General features: G+C 40.6%; 14 protein-coding genes. 11 read left to right on the top strand and 3 right to left on the bottom strand.

What is annotated here, in order from left to right:
- Window positions 1-189: 189 nt before the first annotated feature.
- The gene (gene murC / locus BM146_RS10555; RefSeq protein WP_074888411.1) at window positions 190-1,584 is read right to left on the bottom strand and encodes a UDP-N-acetylmuramate--L-alanine ligase; all 1,395 of its coding nucleotides are present in this window, start codon (window positions 1,582-1,584) and stop codon (window positions 190-192) included.
- Between the two features lie 383 nt (window positions 1,585-1,967).
- On the opposite strand from murC, the gene BM146_RS10550 reads away from it, so the two are divergent.
- The 5 genes from BM146_RS10550 (at window position 1,968) to mfd (ending at window position 8,996) form a co-directional block, all read left to right on the top strand.
- Window positions 1,968-3,236, top strand: coding sequence for a glucose-1-phosphate adenylyltransferase (locus tag BM146_RS10550; protein ID WP_074888408.1), 1,269 nt, complete (start codon window positions 1,968-1,970; stop codon window positions 3,234-3,236).
- Between the two features lies 1 nt (window position 3,237).
- Window positions 3,238-4,356, top strand: coding sequence for a glucose-1-phosphate adenylyltransferase subunit GlgD (gene glgD, locus BM146_RS10545; RefSeq protein ID WP_074888405.1), 1,119 nt, complete (start codon window positions 3,238-3,240; stop codon window positions 4,354-4,356).
- Window positions 4,357-4,398: 42 nt separating this feature from the next.
- Window positions 4,399-4,686: a septation regulator SpoVG gene (gene spoVG, locus BM146_RS10540; RefSeq protein WP_022775219.1), complete on the top strand. Its 288-nt coding sequence runs from the start codon at window positions 4,399-4,401 to the stop codon at window positions 4,684-4,686.
- Between the two features lie 131 nt (window positions 4,687-4,817).
- Window positions 4,818-5,429, top strand: a complete 612-nt coding sequence (pth, locus tag BM146_RS10535) for an aminoacyl-tRNA hydrolase (protein WP_330391818.1) — start codon at window positions 4,818-4,820, stop codon at window positions 5,427-5,429.
- The gene (mfd, locus tag BM146_RS10530; protein ID WP_074888399.1) at window positions 5,430-8,996 is read left to right on the top strand and encodes a transcription-repair coupling factor; all 3,567 of its coding nucleotides are present in this window, start codon (window positions 5,430-5,432) and stop codon (window positions 8,994-8,996) included.
- A 1,293-nt stretch (window positions 8,997-10,289) separates the two neighbouring features.
- On the opposite strand, the gene BM146_RS10525 is transcribed toward mfd, so the two are convergent.
- Together BM146_RS10525 and BM146_RS10520 are read right to left on the bottom strand one after the other, a co-directional pair.
- Window positions 10,290-11,243 (bottom strand): hypothetical protein, encoded by a 954-nt coding sequence (locus BM146_RS10525; RefSeq protein WP_074888397.1) that lies wholly within the window; start codon window positions 11,241-11,243, stop codon window positions 10,290-10,292.
- Between the two features lie 723 nt (window positions 11,244-11,966).
- A complete protein-coding gene (locus tag BM146_RS10520; protein ID WP_074888394.1) occupies window positions 11,967-13,700 on the bottom strand; it encodes an ABC transporter ATP-binding protein in 1,734 nt (577 codons plus the stop codon).
- A gap of 149 nt (window positions 13,701-13,849) precedes the next feature.
- Here BM146_RS10520 and BM146_RS10515 point away from each other — a divergent pair, with 149 nt between their 5' ends.
- The 6 genes from BM146_RS10515 to dnaJ all read left to right on the top strand — a co-directional run bounded on the left by BM146_RS10515 (window position 13,850) and on the right by dnaJ (window position 20,810).
- Window positions 13,850-15,040, top strand: coding sequence for a pyridoxal phosphate-dependent aminotransferase (locus BM146_RS10515; protein ID WP_074888391.1), 1,191 nt, complete (start codon window positions 13,850-13,852; stop codon window positions 15,038-15,040).
- Window positions 15,041-15,177: 137 nt separating this feature from the next.
- Entirely contained in the window at window positions 15,178-15,669 is a 492-nt protein-coding gene (locus BM146_RS10510; RefSeq protein WP_074888386.1) for a DUF6465 family protein, read from the top strand.
- Between the two features lie 201 nt (window positions 15,670-15,870).
- Entirely contained in the window at window positions 15,871-16,902 is a 1,032-nt protein-coding gene (gene hrcA, locus BM146_RS10505) for a heat-inducible transcriptional repressor HrcA (protein ID WP_074888383.1), read from the top strand.
- 36 nt (window positions 16,903-16,938) lie between these two features.
- Window positions 16,939-17,574: a nucleotide exchange factor GrpE gene (gene grpE / locus BM146_RS10500; RefSeq protein WP_330391817.1), complete on the top strand. Its 636-nt coding sequence runs from the start codon at window positions 16,939-16,941 to the stop codon at window positions 17,572-17,574.
- 83 nt (window positions 17,575-17,657) lie between these two features.
- Window positions 17,658-19,541, top strand: coding sequence for a molecular chaperone DnaK (gene dnaK / locus BM146_RS10495; protein ID WP_074888377.1), 1,884 nt, complete (start codon window positions 17,658-17,660; stop codon window positions 19,539-19,541).
- 87 nt (window positions 19,542-19,628) lie between these two features.
- Window positions 19,629-20,810, top strand: coding sequence for a molecular chaperone DnaJ (dnaJ, locus tag BM146_RS10490; RefSeq protein ID WP_074888374.1), 1,182 nt, complete (start codon window positions 19,629-19,631; stop codon window positions 20,808-20,810).
- Window positions 20,811-20,843: the final 33 nt, after the last annotated feature.

Genomic DNA, 20,843 nt, shown 5'->3' with positions numbered 1-20,843 from the left:
TAACGAAGAAATCCAGCATTGGTGCGCTTTTGACGAATTGGTCCAATTGTGTGGACAATGTGGATAATGTGGATTAAATTATAAAAAAAATATAAAACAGCCAATCCATCAGTAAATAAAGGATTGGCTGTTTTCCACTTAGAATTGTTTATAGAATTTTAATAAAAAAAGTGGATATGTGGATAAGTATCACTTGCCTAGGAGTTCATCGCCTATTTTTACTACATCACCGGCACCCATGGTTATCAACAAATCTCCTTTAGTGCAATTTTGCAGAAGGAACTTTTCAATCTCACTAAAGTTTTCAAAAGTTGGTAAATACATACATTCATGGCCAAGTTCTTTTATCTTGTCGCACAGTGTTCGTGAGCTTATACCAAGGGTATCAGTCTCTCTTGCTGCGTAAATATCAGCAAGAACAACGTGATCTGCCAGAGAAAGTGCATCGGCAAATTCGTTTAAAAGAGCTTTTGTTCTGGAATATGTATGTGGCTGGAATACACACCATATCTTTTTATGTGGATAGTTCTGGGCGGCAGTAAGCGTTGCTTTTATTTCTGTAGGGTGATGAGCATAATCATCAATGATTGTGACACCATGAACTTCGCCTTTATACTCGAATCTTCTGCTTGTTCCACCAAAGAGAGAAAGGGCTGTAGTAATGTGAGTTGAATCTACATTTAATATAGAAGAAACAGCTATAGCAGCAATGGCATTATAAACATTGTGAACGCCGGGAACAGCAAGCTTTATATCAAGTACTAAGCCTCCTTTTAAGTGTGCTTTAAAAGAAGCATTGCCGTGATCATCATAAGTAATATCAGTAGGATAATAATCAAAAGCATCTGTGGAGCCGTAGGTAACAATTGAGCACTTAAGACCATCAGTGATATACGAAACATTATCAATATCGCCGTTGATAACAAGAGTTCCGTCTTCAGGTAAAAGCTCGGCGAACTTTTTAAAAGAATGTCTGATATCATCAAGGTCCTTAAAGAAGTCAAGATGATCTGCATCTATATTGGTAATGATGCTGATTTTAGGGAAAAAGCTCAAAAAGCTGTTTGTATATTCGCAGGCTTCTGTAACAAAATATTCTGATTTACCAACACGGATGTTTCCACCGATATCCTTGAATACTCCACCAATTGAAAGAGTAGGATCAGTATCTGCCTCCAAAAGAATTTTGGAAAGCATAGAAGTTGTTGTTGTCTTTCCGTGTGTTCCAGCAACTGCTACAGGAAGTTCATAATGTGTCATGATCTGTCCTAAAAGCTCAGCTCTTGTGAGCATTGGAATGCCAGCCTCTTTTGCCGCAACAAACTCAGGATTGTCAGGATGAACCGCAGCTGTGTAAACGACTACATCGATAGGTGAGCTGTTTGCGATGTTTTCAGCCTTCTGACCATACACAATGTTTGCGCCCTGGCTGGCGAGCTTTTCTGTCATTTCAGATTTTTTGTTGTCTGAACCCGAAACCTTAAAGCCCCTTTCTATTAATATATAAGCAAGACCACTCATAGATATTCCACCGATACCCATGAAGTAAACATGTGCAGGTTTATCAAAATTAATTTTGTACATAAAATCCTCGATTCATGATTCTTTTTTTCGTATTATATAACGCAATATATTCTAACACTTATTTTATCAAAGTCAAAAAAGCATCAACTTAGAAAAGTATTTCATTCTATAGGGTATGTTATGAATTTATAAAGAATTGTATTTCGCTCAGGCAGAAATGTATTAGTTGTTTCTTGCATATTGATCAGAAAATAAAAAAGCGAATATTTGGCAAAGTGCGTGAAAGAATTTTCGCATACTTTGTTCTTAAATAGAGTGTTTTTAATATTTATTTATGTTATACTTTTATATAAGAAAAAAGCGGTTTTCTGTGGCATGTCATTCGGCATGCCTGGTGTATCAAAGTCACGTTCTTGTGACTACAAAATGCAACGAGGTGGAACATGATAAAAAAAGAAATGATCGCCATGCTGCTGGCAGGGGGCCAGGGCAGCAGATTGGGAGTGTTAACTGCCAAGATGGCAAAGCCTGCAGTTTCATTTGGGGGAAAGTACAGAATCATCGATTTCCCACTAAGTAACTGCATCAATTCTGGAGTGGACACTGTGGGAGTTCTTACACAGTATCGTCCCCTAAGACTTAATTCTCACATTGGTATAGGTATCCCGTGGGACCTTGACCGTAATTTTGGTGGAGTAACGGTTCTTCCGCCGTACGAAAAGAGTTCTAACAGTGAATGGTATACCGGTACAGCCAATGCTATTTACCAAAACCTTGAATATATGGAAAATTATAATCCGGATTATGTATTGATCCTCTCGGGTGACCATATATATAAGATGGATTATGAAACTATGCTTGATTTCCATAAAGCAAGTCATGCGGATGCTACAATCGCAGTTATGCCTGTTCCTATGGAAGAGGCCAGCAGATTCGGTATTATGATAACCGATGAAAATAAGAAGATTGTAGATTTCGAGGAGAAACCTGAGCATCCACGTAGCAATCTTGCTTCCATGGGTATCTATATCTTTTCATGGAAAGCTTTAAAAGAGGCGCTTATTGCTAATAAGGATCAGGCAGGCCTTGACTTTGGTAAGCACATTATTCCTTATTGTAAGGAAAAGGGCCAGGCTCTTTATGCTTATGAGTTCGATGGCTATTGGAAGGATGTAGGAACACTTACATCTTATTGGCAGGCTAATATGGAGCTTATCGATATAGTTCCTGAGTTTAACCTGTATGAAGAATATTGGAAGATTTACACAGCCAGTGACGTTCAGCCACCGCAGTACCTTGGTTCAGAAAGCGCAATAGAGCGCAGTATCGTAGGTGAGGGTTGTGAGATATATGGCAAGGTCTATAATTCGGTTATCGGACCTGGTGTTAAGATCGGAAAAGATACAGTTGTAAGCCACTCTATCATTATGAATGAAACAGAGATTGGTGAAGGCTGTACTATTGAAAAAGGTATCATTGCCGAGAAGGTTAAGATTGGCAATAATGTCAAAATTGGAGCCTTCGAGGAAAAAGAGAACGAGACAAAGCCAAGCATATACTGTGAAGGTCTCTGCACTGTCGGCGAGAAATCTGTTATTCCAAACGATGTAACAATCGGTAAGAATATTATGATTTCCGGAATTACAACCGCTGAAGACTATCCTGGTGGAATACTTGATAGCGGCAGAACATTAGATAAGGCAGGTGATTGACATGAGAGCGATTGGCATTATTTTAGCAGGTGGCAGCAGCAGCAGAATGCAGGAGCTCTCCAAGAAAAGAGCAGTCTGTGCTATGCCTGTAGCCGGTTTTTATAGAAGTATCGACTTTGCACTGAGTAATATGACAAACTCTCATATTCAGACAGTTGCAGTATTTACACAGTACAACGCAGGAAGTCTTAATTCACACTTAAGCTCTTCAAAGTGGTGGGATTTTGGACGTAAGCAGGGAGGTCTCTATGTATTTACTCCTGCTGTAAAGGCATCAGGAAATCTTTGGTACAGAGGAACAGCTGATGCAATCGCGCAGAACCTTGACTTCTTAAGGGGCTGCCACGAGCCATACGTTATCATCACTTCCGGTGACTGCGTTTATAAGATGGATTATGCAAAGCTTCTTGAATACCACATTCAGAAGCAGGCAGATATTACAGTAGTATGTAAGGACATGCCGGCTGACATTGATACTGAGAGATTCGGAACCATCAGAATGAATGAGGAGAGCCGAATCGAGGAATTTGAGGAAAAACCAGTAGTATCAAGATCAAATACTATTTCATGTGGTATCTATGTAATAAGAAGACGCCAGCTCATCGAACTTATTGAAAGAGCTGAAGAGGAAGAGAGATACGATTTCGTTAGAGATATTCTTGTAAGATACAAGGATATGAAGCGAATCTATGGATACAAGATAAAAGAGTATTGGAACAACATAGCTTCTGTTGAGGATTACTACCGTACAAACATGGATTTCCTCAAACCTGAAGTAAGACAATACTTCTTCCGTGAGTATCCTGGTATTTATACAAAAGTAGTTGATCTTCCACCTGCAAAATATAATGTGGGAGTTAACGTTAAAAACAGCCTTATATCCAGTGGATGTATCATCAATGGTGCAATAGAAGATTCCGTTATTTTCAAGGGGGCATTTGTCGGAAACAACTGTTACATCAAGAATTCAATCATCCTCAATGACGTTTATATCGGGGACAATTCTCACATAGAGAACTGTATCGTTGAAAGTCATGGAACAATTCAGGCTAATTCTTACTACAAAGAAGAAAACGGCATAAAGATTGTAGTTGAGAATAATGAAAGATATGTATTGTAATTTTTTACATTATTAACTGTTATGACCGAGAGGGGGTACATGATGAAAATAACAGACGTAAGAGTAAGAAAAGTCACAAAGCAGGGAAAAATGCGTGCAGTAGTATCAGTTACTTTTGACAATGAATTTGTGGTTCATGACATAAAGGTAATTGAAGGAGAGAGAGGACTGTTCATCGCGATGCCAAGCAAGAAGTCAACTGACGGAGAGTATCGTGATATCGCTCACCCAATCAATTCTGACACACGTAAGATTTTGCAGGATACAATTCTTGATGCTTACGACAAAGCAGCAGTAGAAGAAACGGCAGATGGAGAAGTTACAGAATAATCCATATCTACTTGCTTTAATTAACAGAATAATGGTATAGTGAATACAATTAAATGGGGCTTAAAGTACATTTTGTACTAAGCCCCATTTATTTCGGTGTATAAAAGGGTAAAATAAGCGTGTTGGGTATTTTGGGGAAACTATTTGGTAAAAAAGAAGAGGAAACAGGAAGAATGTTTGTAATAGCGGGACTTGGAAACCCTGAAAAGAAATATTTTGGAACAAGACATAACGTGGGCTTTGCAACAATAGATGCCCTTTCAGATAAATACGGAATAGAGCTTACTGAGACTAAGTTCAAGGCGGCATTTGGAAAAGGAAGAATTGGAAATGAGAGAGTTATCCTTGTGAAGCCTCTTACCTACATGAATCTTAGCGGTGAAGCCATCAGACCAATATGTGATTATTTTAAAGTGGATACAAAAGAAGAACTTATAGTCATATCGGATGATGTTGAGCTTGATGCAGGAAACATAAGGGTAAGGCCAAAGGGCAGCGCCGGCGGGCATAACGGACTTAAGAACATAATAGCTCAGCTTGGACATAGCGAATTTAAACGCGTCCGCGTTGGAGTTGGCAAAAAACCTAAAGAATACGATATGGTTGACTGGGTACTTGGCCACTTTGAGGGTGAAGACCAGGTTTCTATAAAAGAAGGAATAGATTTAGCATTAGGAGCAGTTGTTGAGATAATGGATAATGGCGTCGACAGCGCCATGAACAAGTTTAACGGTAAAAAATAAATGAGAGCGATTACAACTCCTTTACATGAGTTAATTGAATTTGAAGAAATTAATAAGTATCTTGAGAAGCCTTTTGCCTGTGCAGAAGTTACCGGCTGCGTGGATTCACAAAAGCTCCATTTCATCGACAGTCTTGGGGCTGACTTTAAGTACAAGATAATTGTGACTTACTCTGACCTTCGGGCAAAAGAAATATATGAGGACTATAAGTTTTATGACAAGAATGTCACTGTGTATCCGGCAAAAGACCTTATCTTTTACCAGGCTGATGTTCACAGCAACGAGATTGTAAGACAGAGAATAAGGTGCATGAGAAGGCTTATTGAGGGAAGACCCGTAACAGTGGTCACTACTTTTTCTGCCCTTATGGCGCCTCAGATAAAGCCTGAGATTATAAAGGAAAATATCCTTTCAATCGACAGACATAAACCTGTTGATGAGACAGAGATTACCAGAAAACTCGTGGCAATGGGATATATAAGGAACTATCAGGTTGAGGGCCCAGGTGAGTTTTCTGTTCGTGGTGATATTGTAGATGTCTTTGACCTTACTGAGGATAACCCTTACAGAATTGAGTTGTGGGGAGACGAGATACAGTCTATCAGGAGCTTTGATATTCTTTCTCAGAGATCGCTTGAAAAGCTTGAATCAATTGAAATCTATCCTGCATCTGAGATTATTCTTGATGAGGATAAACTCCGGGAAGGAATGGACAGAATCCAGGAAGAAACTGACAGATGTGTCGAGGTACTTCGTTCGGAGTTTAAGACAAAAGAGGCTCATCAGTTAAAAACTCAGACTCAGGAACTTAGAGAACAGCTCTTTGAACTGAAAACATCAGTTAACCTTGAGAGCTATATCAGATATTTCTATGAAGATACAGTAACTATTCAGGAGATGTTCCCCAAGGGTAAAAGCTGTATCTTTATCGATGAGCCCGGAAGAGTGGCAGAGCATGCCATGGCGGTTGAGGCTGAATTCAGAGAGAGCATGACCCACAGAGCAGAAAAGGGATATGTTCTTCCGGGGCAGATGGATCTTTTGTATGGAACTGATAACTGCGTCAGCAGAATGGCAAACGGCAGAAGAGTTATCATTTCCTCATTACCGATTCCTAAAAGCCAGAATATCTTTTCGCCGGAAAAGAGCTGGGATATAAGGACAAGGAGTGTAGCCCCCTATAACAACAGCTTTGAATCTCTGGTAAAAGATTTGAAGGCATATGTAAAGCAGGGCTACAGAGTGCTTATTCTATCAGGTTCAAGAACAAGAGCAAAAAGAATTGTTGATGACCTTAGGGATAATCTTGTCAGTGCATTCTATAGCGAAGATCCCGGGAGGGTATTAAAGCCAGGCGAGATCATGACTTACTACGGCAGAATATTGAAAGGCTTTGAATATCCGGACATCAAGTTTGCTGTAATTGCTGAGTCAGACATTTTTACTGAACATACCAAGAAGAGAAAAAAGAAAAAGAGCACCTATAAGGGCGAGAAGATATCTGACTTTGCAGATCTTAAGATAGGTGATTACGTGGTTCATGAAGATCACGGTCTTGGTATCTACAGGGGAATTGAGAAAATTGAGACAGATCATGTGGTCAAGGATTACATAAAAGTTGAGTATGGAGATGGAGGAAATCTCTATATTCTGGCGACAGGTCTTTCTGTAATTCAGAAATATGCTTCCGGCGGCGACGACAGCGAGCATGCCCACAAGCCTAAGCTCAATAAGCTTGGAAGCGGCGACTGGAGTCACACTAAGGCGAAGGTCAAGGCAGCAGTTGAGGAAGTGGCACAGGATCTTGTTGAGCTCTATGCAAAACGTCAGCAGGCTGTGGGATATCAGTTTGGAAAAGATACTGTGTGGCAGCAGGAGTTTGAGGATGCTTTCCCCTATCAGGAGACAGACGATCAGCTCACAGCTATAGAGGATACAAAGAGGGATATGGAGTCTACCAAGACTATGGACAGACTGATCTGCGGAGATGTTGGTTTTGGAAAGACAGAGATTGCCATAAGAGCGGCCTTTAAGGCTGTTCAGGATGGCAAACAGGTTGCAGTCCTTGTCCCTACGACTATCCTTGCACAGCAGCATTACAATACTTTCTCTGAAAGAATGCGTGATTTTCCTGTAAGAGTGGACCTGATGTCCAGATTCAGGACCGCAGCAGAGCAAAAGAAAACAGTTCAGGACCTGCAAAAAGGACTTGTGGATATTGTCATTGGAACCCACAGACTTTTGTCAAAAGATGTGAAGTACAAAGATTTAGGACTGCTTATTGTGGATGAAGAGCAGCGCTTTGGCGTTACTCACAAAGAAAAGCTAAAGACATTAAAAGAGAATATTGATGTTCTTACTTTGTCAGCTACGCCTATTCCGCGTACCCTTCATATGTCACTTGTTGGTATCAGGGAGATGAGTGTCCTTGAGGAGGCTCCAAATGACAGAATGCCAATTCAGACTTATGTTATGGAGTACAATGACGAGCTCGTAAGAGAGGCCATTGTACGCGAGCTTTCAAGGAATGGACAGGTTTATTATGTGTACAACAGAGTAAATACCATTGCTGATATGGCGGCTCAGATACAAAAGCTTGTTCCGGAGGCCAATGTTGCTTTTGCCCATGGACAGATGAAAGAGTCGGAACTTGAAAGGATCATGTACGACTTCATTGATGGAACCATCGATGTGCTTGTATCAACAACCATCATTGAGACAGGACTTGATATTTCAAATGTTAATACCATGATAATCCACGATTCTGATAAGATGGGACTTTCGCAGCTCTATCAGCTGAGGGGAAGAGTTGGTCGCTCTAACAGGACAGCTTATGCGTTCCTTATGTATAAAAGAGATAAGATGCTAAAAGAAGTTGCTGAAAAGCGTCTTTCCGCTATTAGAGAGTTCACAGATTTAGGAAGCGGATTTAAGATTGCCATGCGTGACCTAGAGATCAGAGGAGCGGGAAGCCTTCTTGGAAGAAAGCAGTCAGGTCACATGCAGGCAGTAGGATATGACTTGTATTGCAAGATGCTTGGAGAGGCAGTCAGGATCAAGAAGGGGGACAGCACAGATGATGAGCTTTTAAATGCAATCAACACCAGCATTGATCTTGATGTGGATGCTTTCATTCCTAATGAATATATCTTGAATGAAGAGCAGAAGCTTGAGATATACAAGCGAATAGCAACGCTTGAGAATCAGCAGGAATGCGATGATATGAGAGATGAGCTCATAGACAGATTTGGAGAAGTGCCTCAGGCAGCAGACAACCTTCTTAGGATATCTCTTTTACGCTCCAAAGCCCATTCGCTTTACATTCCTGAGATCAAGGGCGGAAATGGAATCATAGAGTTCAAGATAAATCCAAACGCCAAGATTGACGCCGGAAAGATACCGGGTTTCATAGCTTCCTACAAAGGAAACATGGCCTTCCATAGCGCAGGTATTCCGGTGTTTGTCTACAAATACCAGAAAGATGGCAATCCAACCAAGGCCGGGCAAAAACTCCTTGAAGATACCGAGGAGATTGTGGAAAAGATGAAAGCACTCGTCAGGGAATAATACTTTCAGTTTTGAAGTATAGATGGTGGCTTCGTACGCCACCATTGACTGAACCTGAGGAAAACGCCTTTGTCTGCGAGCCGACGGTGAGGGTGATGGGAACAGTAGTCAGATTCATGCACCGTCGGATCCAGCATTGTAGCGTTTCCCTCAGAACCCGTCAATGGCAAGCACCTTGCGGTGTGTCTGGTTTAAGGTGCCTCAGGCTTTGAATCCGAGAACAGTAAGGACGGCTACTTTCAAGAATGTGTAGTGCTAGTAACAGTAGTGGTGGCATTCTGATAGTGGATTTGCTCACATGTAGGATAAAAGGTTGATTTTTGCTCCTTTTATCCTATAATTTTGAACATTGTGGGTGAAGATTCTACTGGTTTGTAGGATAAAAAAACAATAAAACCATAGATTTATCCCACAAATCAACAGAATTGTTAACAAAAATGATAAGAATAGTGGGATAAAAAGCGCTAAAATCAAGCATTTATCCTACTCATGAGAACACACACTATACGGATTGTTAAGTCCATAGGATAAGATGAACAATATTTAAGCACTTATCCCACATCCTCGCATACATCTTTCATACATCACTCAAAAATCTTCTCCTAACTCTGGATTGTCACAGTGAAATGGGTATATAGCTATACTTTTTAAGTTACGACATCCATCGGGAGAATTCTCGGGAAGGGAAAATGGGTATATACGAGAAAAAATAGAACTACACATCCATTGAATGAGTGATATGAGACGATCAACCACCTATAAAAGGGTGTGTGAACTTCAAAAAGTCCGTATATACCCAAAATCACAAGTCAGAAATCTTGGTGAGTGATGCTGTAATCTCAAAATCAAGCTATATACCCAAAACAGCATTTTCGCTCTCATTACATAGGGAGCCGCGAGCATATAGCACTACGCATTCTTGAAAGTGGCCACTTCTGATGTTCCTGGATTCAGAGCCCGATGCACCTTAAAGTAGCCGCCCCTACTGTTCCTGGATTTGGAGCCTGAGGCACTTTAATGCAGCCACACCGCAAGGTGCTTGCCATTGACGGGTTCTGAGGAAAACGCTACAATGCTGAATCCGACGGTGCATGAATGAAGCTACTGTTCCCATCATTCTCACCGTCGGCTCGCAGACAAAGGCGTTTTCCTCAGGTTCAGTCAATGGTGGCGTACGGAGCCATTACTTACGTATATACAAATAAAGAGGATACTTGTCCAACCAATCTGGTTGGCAAGTATCCTCTCGTTAATATACAGTGTAGAAAAGAACTGTAAAGAATTGATTCTTTTTTATTTAAATGCAGACGGTCTTGGTCTGTTGACCTGAATAATCTTGGAGGCTTCGAGATTTCTCATGAGAAGTAGTCTTGCCTCTCCGATATACTCGGGCTTTATCATGTAATGACAGTAAGTCTCAATGAGCGAGAAGAGATTAGCGGTTCTGCCCTCAATCTTAAAATTGTTGATTCCCATTGGTACATATTTATCCCATATAAGTTCGGGAGAAACATATGTTGAGTAGTCCTGAATGGTATAGATGCAGTTTTTGTCACCATACTCGCATTTCCATGGAATAAGCGGCTTTTGTTTGTCCTTTGGAAGAAACCTGTTTTCTTTTACTATCTCCTGATTAAGTGCAATGTTCTTGTAGTGATCACCCCTTCTCTTGCAATCGGGAACACAAAGGGCATTTACAAGCACCTCAAGCTTCTCTTTGTGGTGAATCTGCTCTATCAGATCCCACTTGTTGTTCATGTTGTAGTCAAGAACCACATATTTATAGTCTTTATTAAGCTCTTCATTCAGGCTGTCTAAATCTTTTATTTCCTTACAGGTTGTAGAATCAATCTTATATGAAGGATATTTGGTTCTGATGAATTCCTCAAGAAGTGGCGAGAATACCAGCACTTCATTCATGCCGTTATCCCCTGCTTCCATACAGAAATTACAGAATGGATCCATTAAATCTTCTTCAGTAATAAGAGGATTAGTAAATGTAAAACGAACAGGTATGTGATTTGCATTTATGCTCTTTATTACATTCTGGACAAAAGCCCTGTCGCACTGATCATCAGCTATCAGCCTTCCTCCGTTCCAAAGCGAAAATGGAAAAGAGCCAAAAAACGATGCAATCTCAACACTTTCTCTAAAATAATGCGGGTACTGCTTCATCATACTTATCCAAAACATATTTAGCGGATAATTGTACCTCAGCCCCGGCAAATGAAAACGAACATTCCCCATATCAATACACCTCGCGAAAAAACTTATATCCTAACTTTACCCATTTTCAGTCGCCCACGCCAATCACATATTGCTATAGAACCACTATTTTTCAAAAAGCATGACTTATTAAATGAAATTACAGAAACCCGCACTTGCTGCGGGTTTCGTGAGAAGGTGATACAAGGGTCAACCATGCCTCATCGACGTAGTCGATTCAATTTGGCATGGTTGATATATTCTTGAACTTTATGTTCAAGAATATATACTTTATTGCGAGTGGCATAAAATCCAGAAGTGCCCATACCTTCGGATAGATCTCGGAGTATTCGCAAAGAGACAGTAAATTCAAAATAATTCGCCTCATTTCCTTTCATGCTTATTCAAAACAGGAAATGAGGCGAATTATTTTTTATTAACTGTCTCTATTGCTTATACTAAATCGCTCTATCCAAAGGTATGGGCACTTTTGGATTTATGGTTTACGACACATATAAAGACTAATATTTTTTCACGAACAGCAGCCGAACTGAAAGTGTAGGCATAGTGATGTGAACGATTTATTTTGAAATGATGATAAATGGATATAAATAAACCCACAGAAGACTTGTGTTCTGAATAAGTATGAAACAAGTCTTTTGTGGGTGTTTTATGTCCAATTTATCACATTGAAAAATATCAGAGTGAACAGAGCTATGCCTACACTATCAGCTCGGCTGCGTCCGGTTACAAGAAAGTGTTGATTCAGACTTTTCCGAGCTGCATGCGGTAGTACTTTTCGTAGAGACCGCCTTTTTTGATGAGCTCTTTATGAGTGCCACGCTCTTTGATGCCGTCTTCATCCAGAACGATGATCTCATCAGCACCAAGGATTGTTGAAAGCCTGTGAGCAATTGTAATGGTTGTTCGACCTACAGAGAGTTTATCGAGACTTTCCTGAATGTATCTTTCGCTTTCATTGTCAAGAGCACTGGTTGCCTCATCAAGGATCAGGATTGGAGGGTTCTTAAGGAACACTCTTGCTATGGCGATACGCTGCTTCTGACCTCCGGAAAGTCTTGCACCTCTTTCTCCAACCTCTGTATCAAAGCCATTTGGAAGACTTTCAATAAAATCCAAAAGATCAGCATTTCTTGCTGCTTCCACAATTTCTTCCATTGTGGCATTCTGCTTTCCGTATGCGATATTTTCTTTTACCGTTCCATTAAAAAGATATACTTCCTGCTGAACGATGCCGATGTAGGAGCGAAGCGACTTTTGAGTCACATCTCGAATGTCAGTGCCATCAATGAGAACAGAACCTTCTGTGACATCGTAGAATCTTGGAAGCAGCGAGCAAAGCGTTGTTTTCCCGCCGCCTGAAGGTCCAACTATGGCAACTGATTTTCCGGCCTCCACATGTAGATTTATATCTTTTAACACTGCTTCATCTTCTTCGTATGAAAAACTTACGTTCTTATAATCAATAACGCCCTTGACATTCTTAAGCTCTCCGGCGTTTTCTTTATCCACGATCTCAGGCATGGTATCCATAACTTCACGGAATCTCTCAAAGCCCGCAAGACCCTTTTGGAGCTGCTCTGTAAATTCAACAAGGACATTGACCGGGTTAATGAAAATGTTTATGTAAAGCGCATAGATAGCAAGGTCTTCGCCGGTAAGCTGGCCCTTTGCAATAAAGAAGCCTCCTGCCACAAGCACTGTCACGAACATAAGGCCTTCAAACAGATTGTTTCCTGAATGGAATTTTGCCATCTGACGGTAATTTGCCTGTTTGGAGTCAAGAAAAGCAATGTTGGATTCATCAAATTTCTTTTCCTCAATTTCCTCACCGGTAAAAGACTTAACGACTCGTATTCCGCCTAATGTGTCCTGGAGAGATGAGTTGATACCTGCAATTTTCTTTCTGTTATCGGAGAAAGTCGCACGCATTTTCCTGTTCTGGCTCACTGAAAAAATAGCCATGCATATAACAACGGCCACAAGGCACAGAGTCATAGGGACATTTATTCTCATAAGAAGAATGAAAGAGCCGACTATTTTTACCACTGAGATGAAGATGTTTTCCGGGCCGTGGTGGGCAAGTTCGGAAATATCGAATAAGTCGGATACGAGTTTACTCATCATTTCGCCGGTGTTGTGAGTGTCATAATAGGAAAAAGAAAATGCTTCAAATCTCTCAAACAGATCATGCCTCATTCCGGATTCCATCTTTGCACCCATCATGTGCCCCTGATAAGTGACATAGTATTTGCAAAGTGACCTTACTATATACATAAGTATAAGTGCTATTGCCAAAAGACCAAGACGACTTAAGATAACCTTAGGTTCTTCGAGGAAAAGAGAACTTCGAAGGATTCGTAAAAATTGTGGGAAAGCAAGATCAATTACAGATAGTATTGAAGCGCATACAAGATCGAACAGGAACACGCCAATATAAGGTTTGTAGTAGGGGATAAATTTTTTAATAAGCTTCATAATTCGCTCCTCAAATAGTGTTATGGATAATTTTACATTGTGCGCTATTTATTATCAAGCACTTGAATAAGAAACTTTAGCGCTGTAAATGGTTAAAACTATGTGATATAATGTGAGTCAGTTTAAAATGATTTTTTCAGGAGGCAGTTATGATCAATCAGCAGTATAAAGAAATGCTTGGGGCTAAATCTGTTATCAGAGAGCTTTCAGAATATGCAACAGCCAGGGGAAAAGAGATTGGATATGAGAATGTTTTTGATTTCAGCCTTGGAAATCCAAGTGTAGAAGTTCCAAAAGAGTTTACAGAGGAAATGATACGTCTTTTGCAGAATGAGGACACAATGACTCTTCATGGATATACACCAAGTCTTGGTAATCCTCTTTATAAGGAAAGAATAGCTGAATCTCTAAATGAGCGTTTTGGGATGAATTATGGTCCTGAGCATATTTTTCCAACTACCGGAGCTGCCGGTGCAATAGCTCATGCAGTAAGGGCTGTGACGGAGCCGGGAGATGAGATGATTACGTTTGCTCCATTTTTTCCAGAGTATTATCCATATATTAGAGGTGCCGGAGTTGAACTCAAAGTTGTTCCTGCTGACACTGACTCTTTTCAGATAAACTTTGATAAGTTCGAGGAAATGCTTGGCGAAAAAGTGATGGCAGTACTTATCAATACACCAAACAATCCGTCGGGAGTGGCTTACGGAACAGCAACTCTGACAAAACTTGCAGATATATTAAAGAAAAAATCAGATGAATATGGGCACACTATTTTCCTTATTTCAGATGAACCATATAGAGAAATTGTTTTCGATGGGGCAGACACTCCATATGTGTCTAAGTTTTATGATAATACATTAAGCTGCTATTCATTTTCGAAATCTCTTTCTCTTCCGGGAGAAAGAATCGGATATGTGGCCGTAAATCCAGCCTGCGAGGGCGCGGAGTACATTGTTCCAATGTGCGGACAGATTTCAAGGGGTACAGGACACAACTGTCCTCCATCAATAATCCAGCAGGCAGTTGCAAAAGTATGCTCACTTACAGCTGATCTATCTGTATACGAGACCAATATGAATATAATCTACAAAACACTCAAAGAACTTGGATTTACAGTAGTTAAGCCTGATGGGACTTTTTATATCATGCCGAAAGCTTTAGAAGAAGACTCCATCAGCTTTTGCAAGAAGGCAAAGGACTACGATCTAATATTTGTGCCTGCTGACGGATTTGGTGCTCCGGGATTCTTCAGAATGGCTTACTGTATCGATACAGAGAAGGTTGAAAGGGCCATGGTACGCCTTCGCGAGTTTGTCGAAGATAAATATAACGCATAATATGGGCAAACAGGATAATTTTTATTTGATAAATGCGTTGACAATGCGGGTTAAACAGAGTAAACTCTATTTCGTAAATGACTTCACTGTTTTAAAGAGTTACATAAATCAAGTGTGATTTTGAGGAGGGGACAAAAATGCCTGAAGTAAAGAAGACAAATTCTTCTGTTAAGCCTGCGACAGTAACAAAAGCTCCTGTAACAGAAGTAAAAAAATCTGAAGTTAAAGAATTGACTGAAGCTATTATTAAAGAAGAAGCTAAAAAAACTGTTTCTAAGAAGCCCGCTGCAAAGAAAACTGCTCCTGTAAAGAAAGCAGAAACTAAGGTTGAGAAGAAGCCTGCAGCAAAGAAAGCAACAGTTGAAAAAAAGGCTGCTCCTGTTAAGAAGGCAGATGTTAAGAAAGCTGCTACTGAAAAGGAAGAAGAAATCAAGGTAAGTGTAGAACTTCAGTATTCATACAAGCACATTCCATATGAGGAGCTTATTCAGAACTCCAAGAATAACTTCCAGTATGAAATGGGGGGAAATGTTGATGAGATTACGAAACTCAGCATTTATGTAAAGCCTGATGAAGATGCTGCATATTATGTAGTAAATGATAAGGTTCAGGGAAGAATCGGTTTATAATCCAAACGTTTATTTGACGCTCTCTACTATTGTAGAGGGCGTTTTTTTTCTTAATACTTATTTTATAAAAAGCGTTGTTGACATTACACTCTCATAGTGATATTTTAAGTTACAGAAGATATTAGCACTCGAATCGAGTGAGTGCTAATATCGAAAAACCATTCCGATGAATTTAACCGGTGAATACATAGGAAGGGCAATATGGAATTAGATGAGAGAAAAAGAAAAATACTTCATGCAATAGTTAAGAACTACCTGGAAACTGGAGAACCAGTCGGTAGTCGTACTATTTCCAAGTACACGGACCTTAATCTTAGCTCTGCAACAATCAGAAATGAGATGGCCGATCTGGAAGAGATGGGACTTATCTTACAGCCTCATACATCAGCGGGGCGTATTCCTTCTGATCAGGGCTATCGTGTATATGTCGATGAGATGCTCCGTGACAAGGAACAGGAAGTTGAGAACATGAAGGAAATGCTCCTCGATAAAGAGGAGAAACTTGAGAATCTGCTTAAGCAGGTTGCCAAGACACTGGCGGTAGATACCAATTATGCTACAATGATATCTGCTCCGCAGATCAGGAAAAATAAACTGAAATTCATACAGATAAGTAAGGTTGATGAAGGGCACCTTCTTGCGACAATAGTTATAGAGGGAAATGTCATTAAAAACAAGATCATTCCTGTTGAGGAAGTTTTAGATGATGCAACAATGCTTAAGCTAAACATCCTTATGAATACAAGACTTGACGGGCTTGCTGTAGAAGATATAAATCTTGGACTTATTGCTGCAGTCAAGCAGGAAGCAGGAATTCACAGTGAAATCATAGGTAATGTCATTGATGCGGCTGCAGAATCCATCACAGCTGACGAAGACCTTCAGATATACACAAGCGGTACTATGAACATCTTTAAGTACCCTGAACTTACGGATTCCGCAAAGGCAAGCGAGCTTATCAGTACCTTTGAGGATACCAAAGATCTTTCAAGTATTGTAGAGAATACACTTTCTTCAGATTCTGAGGAAACTGGTATTCAGGTTTATATCGGTAATGAAACCCCGGTTCAGGCCATGAAGGATTGCAGTGTTGTTACAGCGACATATGAGCTTGGCGATGGAATGAAGGGGACAGTTGGAATCATAGGTCCTAAGAGAATGGATTACGACAAAGTTATTTCAACATTAAAAAATATGAGACATGCGCTTGATGATTTGTATAAGAAAGGGTAGCGCAGCTAAGACAGACAAGTGTTAGGAGGCAATGAATTGAGCAAGAAGAAACAGGTTAGCGAGCAGGAAAAAGAAGTTCTTGAGAATATCATGGAAGACCTTGAAAAAGAAGCCAAAGAAAAAGAGGCTGCTGAAAATAAGGAATCAGCTTCAGAAGAAGTAAAAGAAGAAACTGAGAAGACAGAAGAAACTGAGAAGCCAGAAGAAAAGGAGCCTTCCAAAAAAGAAAAGAAAGATCCTTTAAAAGAGAAACTTGATGAACTAAATGACAGACTTATAAGACAGGTTGCTGAGTTTGACAATTTCAGAAAAAGAACTGACAGAGAAAAAGCTCAGATGTTTGAACAGGGACAGGGAAGTGTTTTAGAAAAGCTTCTCCCTATTGTAGATAATTTCGAGCGAGGACTTGCAGCAGTTCCGGAAGATGAAAAAGACGGAGCCTTCGCAGATGGTATGAACAAGATTTATAAGCAGCTTATCAAGCAGCTTGAAGATCTTGGAGTAACCCCTATTGAAGCTGTGGGAAAGGAATTTGATCCAAATCTCCACAATGCAGTAATGCAGGTTGAAAGTGAAGAGTATGAATCAGGAATTGTGGCACAGGAACTTCAAAAGGGATATATGTTCCACGACACCGTGCTCAGACACAGCATGGTTGGTGTTAACAAATAAGTGATATAGATAATTGCAAAAGCACAGCGAAGAGATTCGCATTTGTGCAAATGATCGAAATTTAAACTATGGAGGATAAAGAAATGAGTAAGATTATCGGTATCGATCTTGGTACAACTAATAGCTGCGTAGCAGTTATGGAAGGCGGAAAGCCAACTGTTATAGCAAATGCAGAAGGTGCTAGAACAACTCCTTCAATCGTTGCATTTACAAAGAATGGTGAGAGAATTGTCGGTGAACCTGCAAAACGTCAGGCTGTAACAAATGCAGACAACACAATTTCATCAATTAAGAGAGACATGGGTACAGACAACGGTCGTACAATTAATGGCAAAAAGTATTCACCACAGCAGATTTCAGCTATGATCCTTCAGAAGCTGAAAGCTGATGCAGAACAGTATCTCGGCGAAAAAGTAACAGAAGCAGTAATCACAGTTCCTGCATATTTCAATGATGCTCAGCGTCAGGCAACAAAGGATGCTGGTAAGATTGCAGGTCTTGAAGTAAAGAGAATCATCAATGAGCCTACAGCAGCAGCCCTTGCTTATGGCCTTGACAATGAAAAAGAGCAGAAGATCATGGTTTATGACCTTGGTGGTGGTACATTTGATGTATCAATCATTGAGATTGGTGATGGTGTTATCGAAGTTCTTTCAACAAACGGTGATACACACCTTGGTGGTGATGACTTTGATCAGGCAATCATTAACTGGATGATCCAGGATTTCAAGAATAAAGAAGGCGTAGATCTTTCAGGCGATAAGATGGCTATGCAGAGACTTAAGGAAGCTGCAGAGAAGGCAAAGAAGGAACTTTCTTCTTCTACAACAACAAATATCAACCTTCCTTTCATTTCAGCAGGCGCTGACGGCCCTAAGCACTTCGATGTAGATCTTACAAGAGCTAAATTCGAAGAACTTATCCATGATCTTGTTGAGAGAACAGCTATTCCTGTTCAGAACGCTATGAAGGATGCAGGTCTTACTAACGCAGATATCGGAAAGGTACTTCTTGTTGGTGGATCAACACGTGTTCCTTGCGTAGTAGAGAAAGTTAAACAGCTTACAGGTCATGAGCCTAGCAAGAACCTTAACCCTGATGAGTGCGTAGCAATCGGTGCTTCTATCCAGGGTGGTAAGCTTGCCGGAGATGCAGGCGCAGGCGACATCCTTCTTCTTGATGTTACTCCACTTTCACTTTCTATTGAGACAATGGGTGGTGTTGCTACAAGACTTATCGAGCGTAACACAACAATCCCTACAAAGAAGAGCCAGGTATTCTCAACAGCTGCAGATAATCAGACAGCAGTTGATATCAATGTTCTTCAGGGTGAGAGACAGTTTGCGAAGGACAACAAGTCACTTGGCCAGTTCAGACTTGATGGAATCCCACCAGCAATGAGAGGTGTTCCACAGATCGAAGTTACATTTGATATCGATGCTAATGGTATCGTTAACGTATCTGCTAAGGACCTTGGAACAGGCAAAGAGCAGCATATCACAATCACAGCTGGTTCTAATATGTCTGATGAAGATATAGATAAGGCTGTTAAGGAAGCTCAGGAATATGAAGCTCAGGATAAGAAGCGTAAAGAAGGAATTGATGCTCGTAACGATGCAGATTCATTCGTATTCCAGACAGAGAAAGCTCTTCAGGATGTTGGAGACAAGATTGATGCTTCTCAGAAACAGATTGTAGAAGATGATATTAAGGCTCTCAAAGAAACACTTGAGCAGACTAAGGATAAGGAACTTTCTGACAGCGAGATTGATTCTCTTAAGAGCCAGAAAGAAAAGCTTATGAACGATGCTCAGGCACTCTTTGCAAAGATGTATGAAAATGCACAGGGAGCTGCAGGCGCAGGTCCTAACATGGGAGCTGGTGCGGGCCCTGACATGAGTGGTGCTTCTAATAACACTTCATCATCAGATGACAACGTAGTTGATGGAGATTACAGAGAAGTTTAATTGATATAGGGATATATAGTTATAGGCTGCTGTGGTTGCTCATTGCAGCCTATGACCATTAAGACCAGACAGATTTGAGGAATATATATGGCAGAGCAAAAGCGCGACTATTATGAAGTCCTTGGCGTTAGTAAGAACGCCTCTGAGGATGAAATAAAAAAAGCATACAGAGTACTTGCCAAGAAGTATCACCCGGATATGAATCCCGGTGATGCTTCGGCAGCTGAAAAATTCAAAGAAGCATCTGAAGCATATGCTGTTCTTAGTGACCCTGAAAAGAAGCGTCAGTATGATCAGTTTGGCCATGCTGCATTTGACGGAGGTGCCGGTGGATATGGCGGCTTCGACTTTAACGGAGCTGACTTCGGTGATATATTCGGTGATATATTTGGCGATTTCTTTGGCGGCGGAAGGTCACGTCAGGGAGCCAGGACAGGTCCTTCAAAGGGAGCTAACTTAAGAGCAAGTGTAAGAATTACATTTCTGGAAGCAGTATTCGGATGTGAAAAAGAGCTTGAACTTACTATTAAGGATTCCTGCCCAACCTGTCACGGAACAGGTGCTAAACCCGGAACATCAGCTCAGACATGTTCTAAGTGCGGCGGAAAAGGTCAGATAGTATTTACACAGCAGTCATTCTTTGGAACTGTTCGTAATGTTCAAACATGTCCTGAATGTGGCGGAACAGGTAAAGTTATCAAGGATAAGTGTACAGACTGTCATGGAACAGGATATATTGCCAGCAGAAAGAAAATCAAAGTTACGATACCGGCAGGAATCGATAATGGTCAGAGCGTAAGGATTCGTGAAAAAGGTGAACCAGGAGTTAATGGTGGACCAAGAGGAGATCTTTTAGTAGAGGTTATTGTATCTGATCATCCTATTTTCCAGAGAGAAGGATATGATATCTATTCTATGGTTCCTGTTTCATTTGCTGTGGCAGCTCTTGGAGGAACTGTGCTTATTGATACAGTTGATGGAAAGGTTGCTTATGATGTCAAGCCGGGAACACAGACTGATACAAGAGTGAGACTTCGTTCAAAGGGTGTTCCATCACTTAGAGACAGGGATACTCGAGGCGACCATTATGTAACATTGGTTGTTCAGGTTCCAGAGAAACTTTCAAAGGAAGCTAAGGAACTTCTTAAGAAATTTGATGAGAAGACCGGAGATTCGCTGACTGCTGCTGAACGCATGATGGGAGCCGGAGATAAAGATCCAAATGGTGATGGCTCAGGCGGCAAGAAGAAAAAAGGTTTCTTTAAGTAATTTTGGCATTTTAAATGTTTTGTGTTATTATAC

This window comes from Butyrivibrio proteoclasticus (assembly GCF_900115735.1).
GTDB lineage: Bacteria > Bacillota > Clostridia > Lachnospirales > Lachnospiraceae > Butyrivibrio > Butyrivibrio proteoclasticus_B.
Note: the sequence above shows the minus strand (reverse complement) of the source record. Positions and strands in the feature narration are given on the sequence as shown.

What these genes read in the sequence shown, in the direction of transcription:
- murC (WP_074888411.1), bottom strand. Translation starts at nt 1,584, where the DNA reads ATGTACAAAATTAATTTTGATAAACCTGCACATGTTTACTTCATGGGT.
- BM146_RS10550 (WP_074888408.1), top strand. Translation starts at nt 1,968, where the DNA reads ATGATAAAAAAAGAAATGATCGCCATGCTGCTGGCAGGGGGCCAGGGC.
- glgD (WP_074888405.1), top strand. Translation starts at nt 3,238, where the DNA reads ATGAGAGCGATTGGCATTATTTTAGCAGGTGGCAGCAGCAGCAGAATG.
- spoVG (WP_022775219.1), top strand. Translation starts at nt 4,399, where the DNA reads ATGAAAATAACAGACGTAAGAGTAAGAAAAGTCACAAAGCAGGGAAAA.
- mfd (WP_074888399.1), top strand. Translation starts at nt 5,430, where the DNA reads ATGAGAGCGATTACAACTCCTTTACATGAGTTAATTGAATTTGAAGAA.
- BM146_RS10525 (WP_074888397.1), bottom strand. Translation starts at nt 11,243, where the DNA reads ATGGGGAATGTTCGTTTTCATTTGCCGGGGCTGAGGTACAATTATCCG.
- BM146_RS10520 (WP_074888394.1), bottom strand. Translation starts at nt 13,700, where the DNA reads ATGAAGCTTATTAAAAAATTTATCCCCTACTACAAACCTTATATTGGC.
- BM146_RS10515 (WP_074888391.1), top strand. Translation starts at nt 13,850, where the DNA reads ATGATCAATCAGCAGTATAAAGAAATGCTTGGGGCTAAATCTGTTATC.
- BM146_RS10510 (WP_074888386.1), top strand. Translation starts at nt 15,178, where the DNA reads ATGCCTGAAGTAAAGAAGACAAATTCTTCTGTTAAGCCTGCGACAGTA.
- hrcA (WP_074888383.1), top strand. Translation starts at nt 15,871, where the DNA reads ATGGAATTAGATGAGAGAAAAAGAAAAATACTTCATGCAATAGTTAAG.
- dnaK (WP_074888377.1), top strand. Translation starts at nt 17,658, where the DNA reads ATGAGTAAGATTATCGGTATCGATCTTGGTACAACTAATAGCTGCGTA.
- dnaJ (WP_074888374.1), top strand. Translation starts at nt 19,629, where the DNA reads ATGGCAGAGCAAAAGCGCGACTATTATGAAGTCCTTGGCGTTAGTAAG.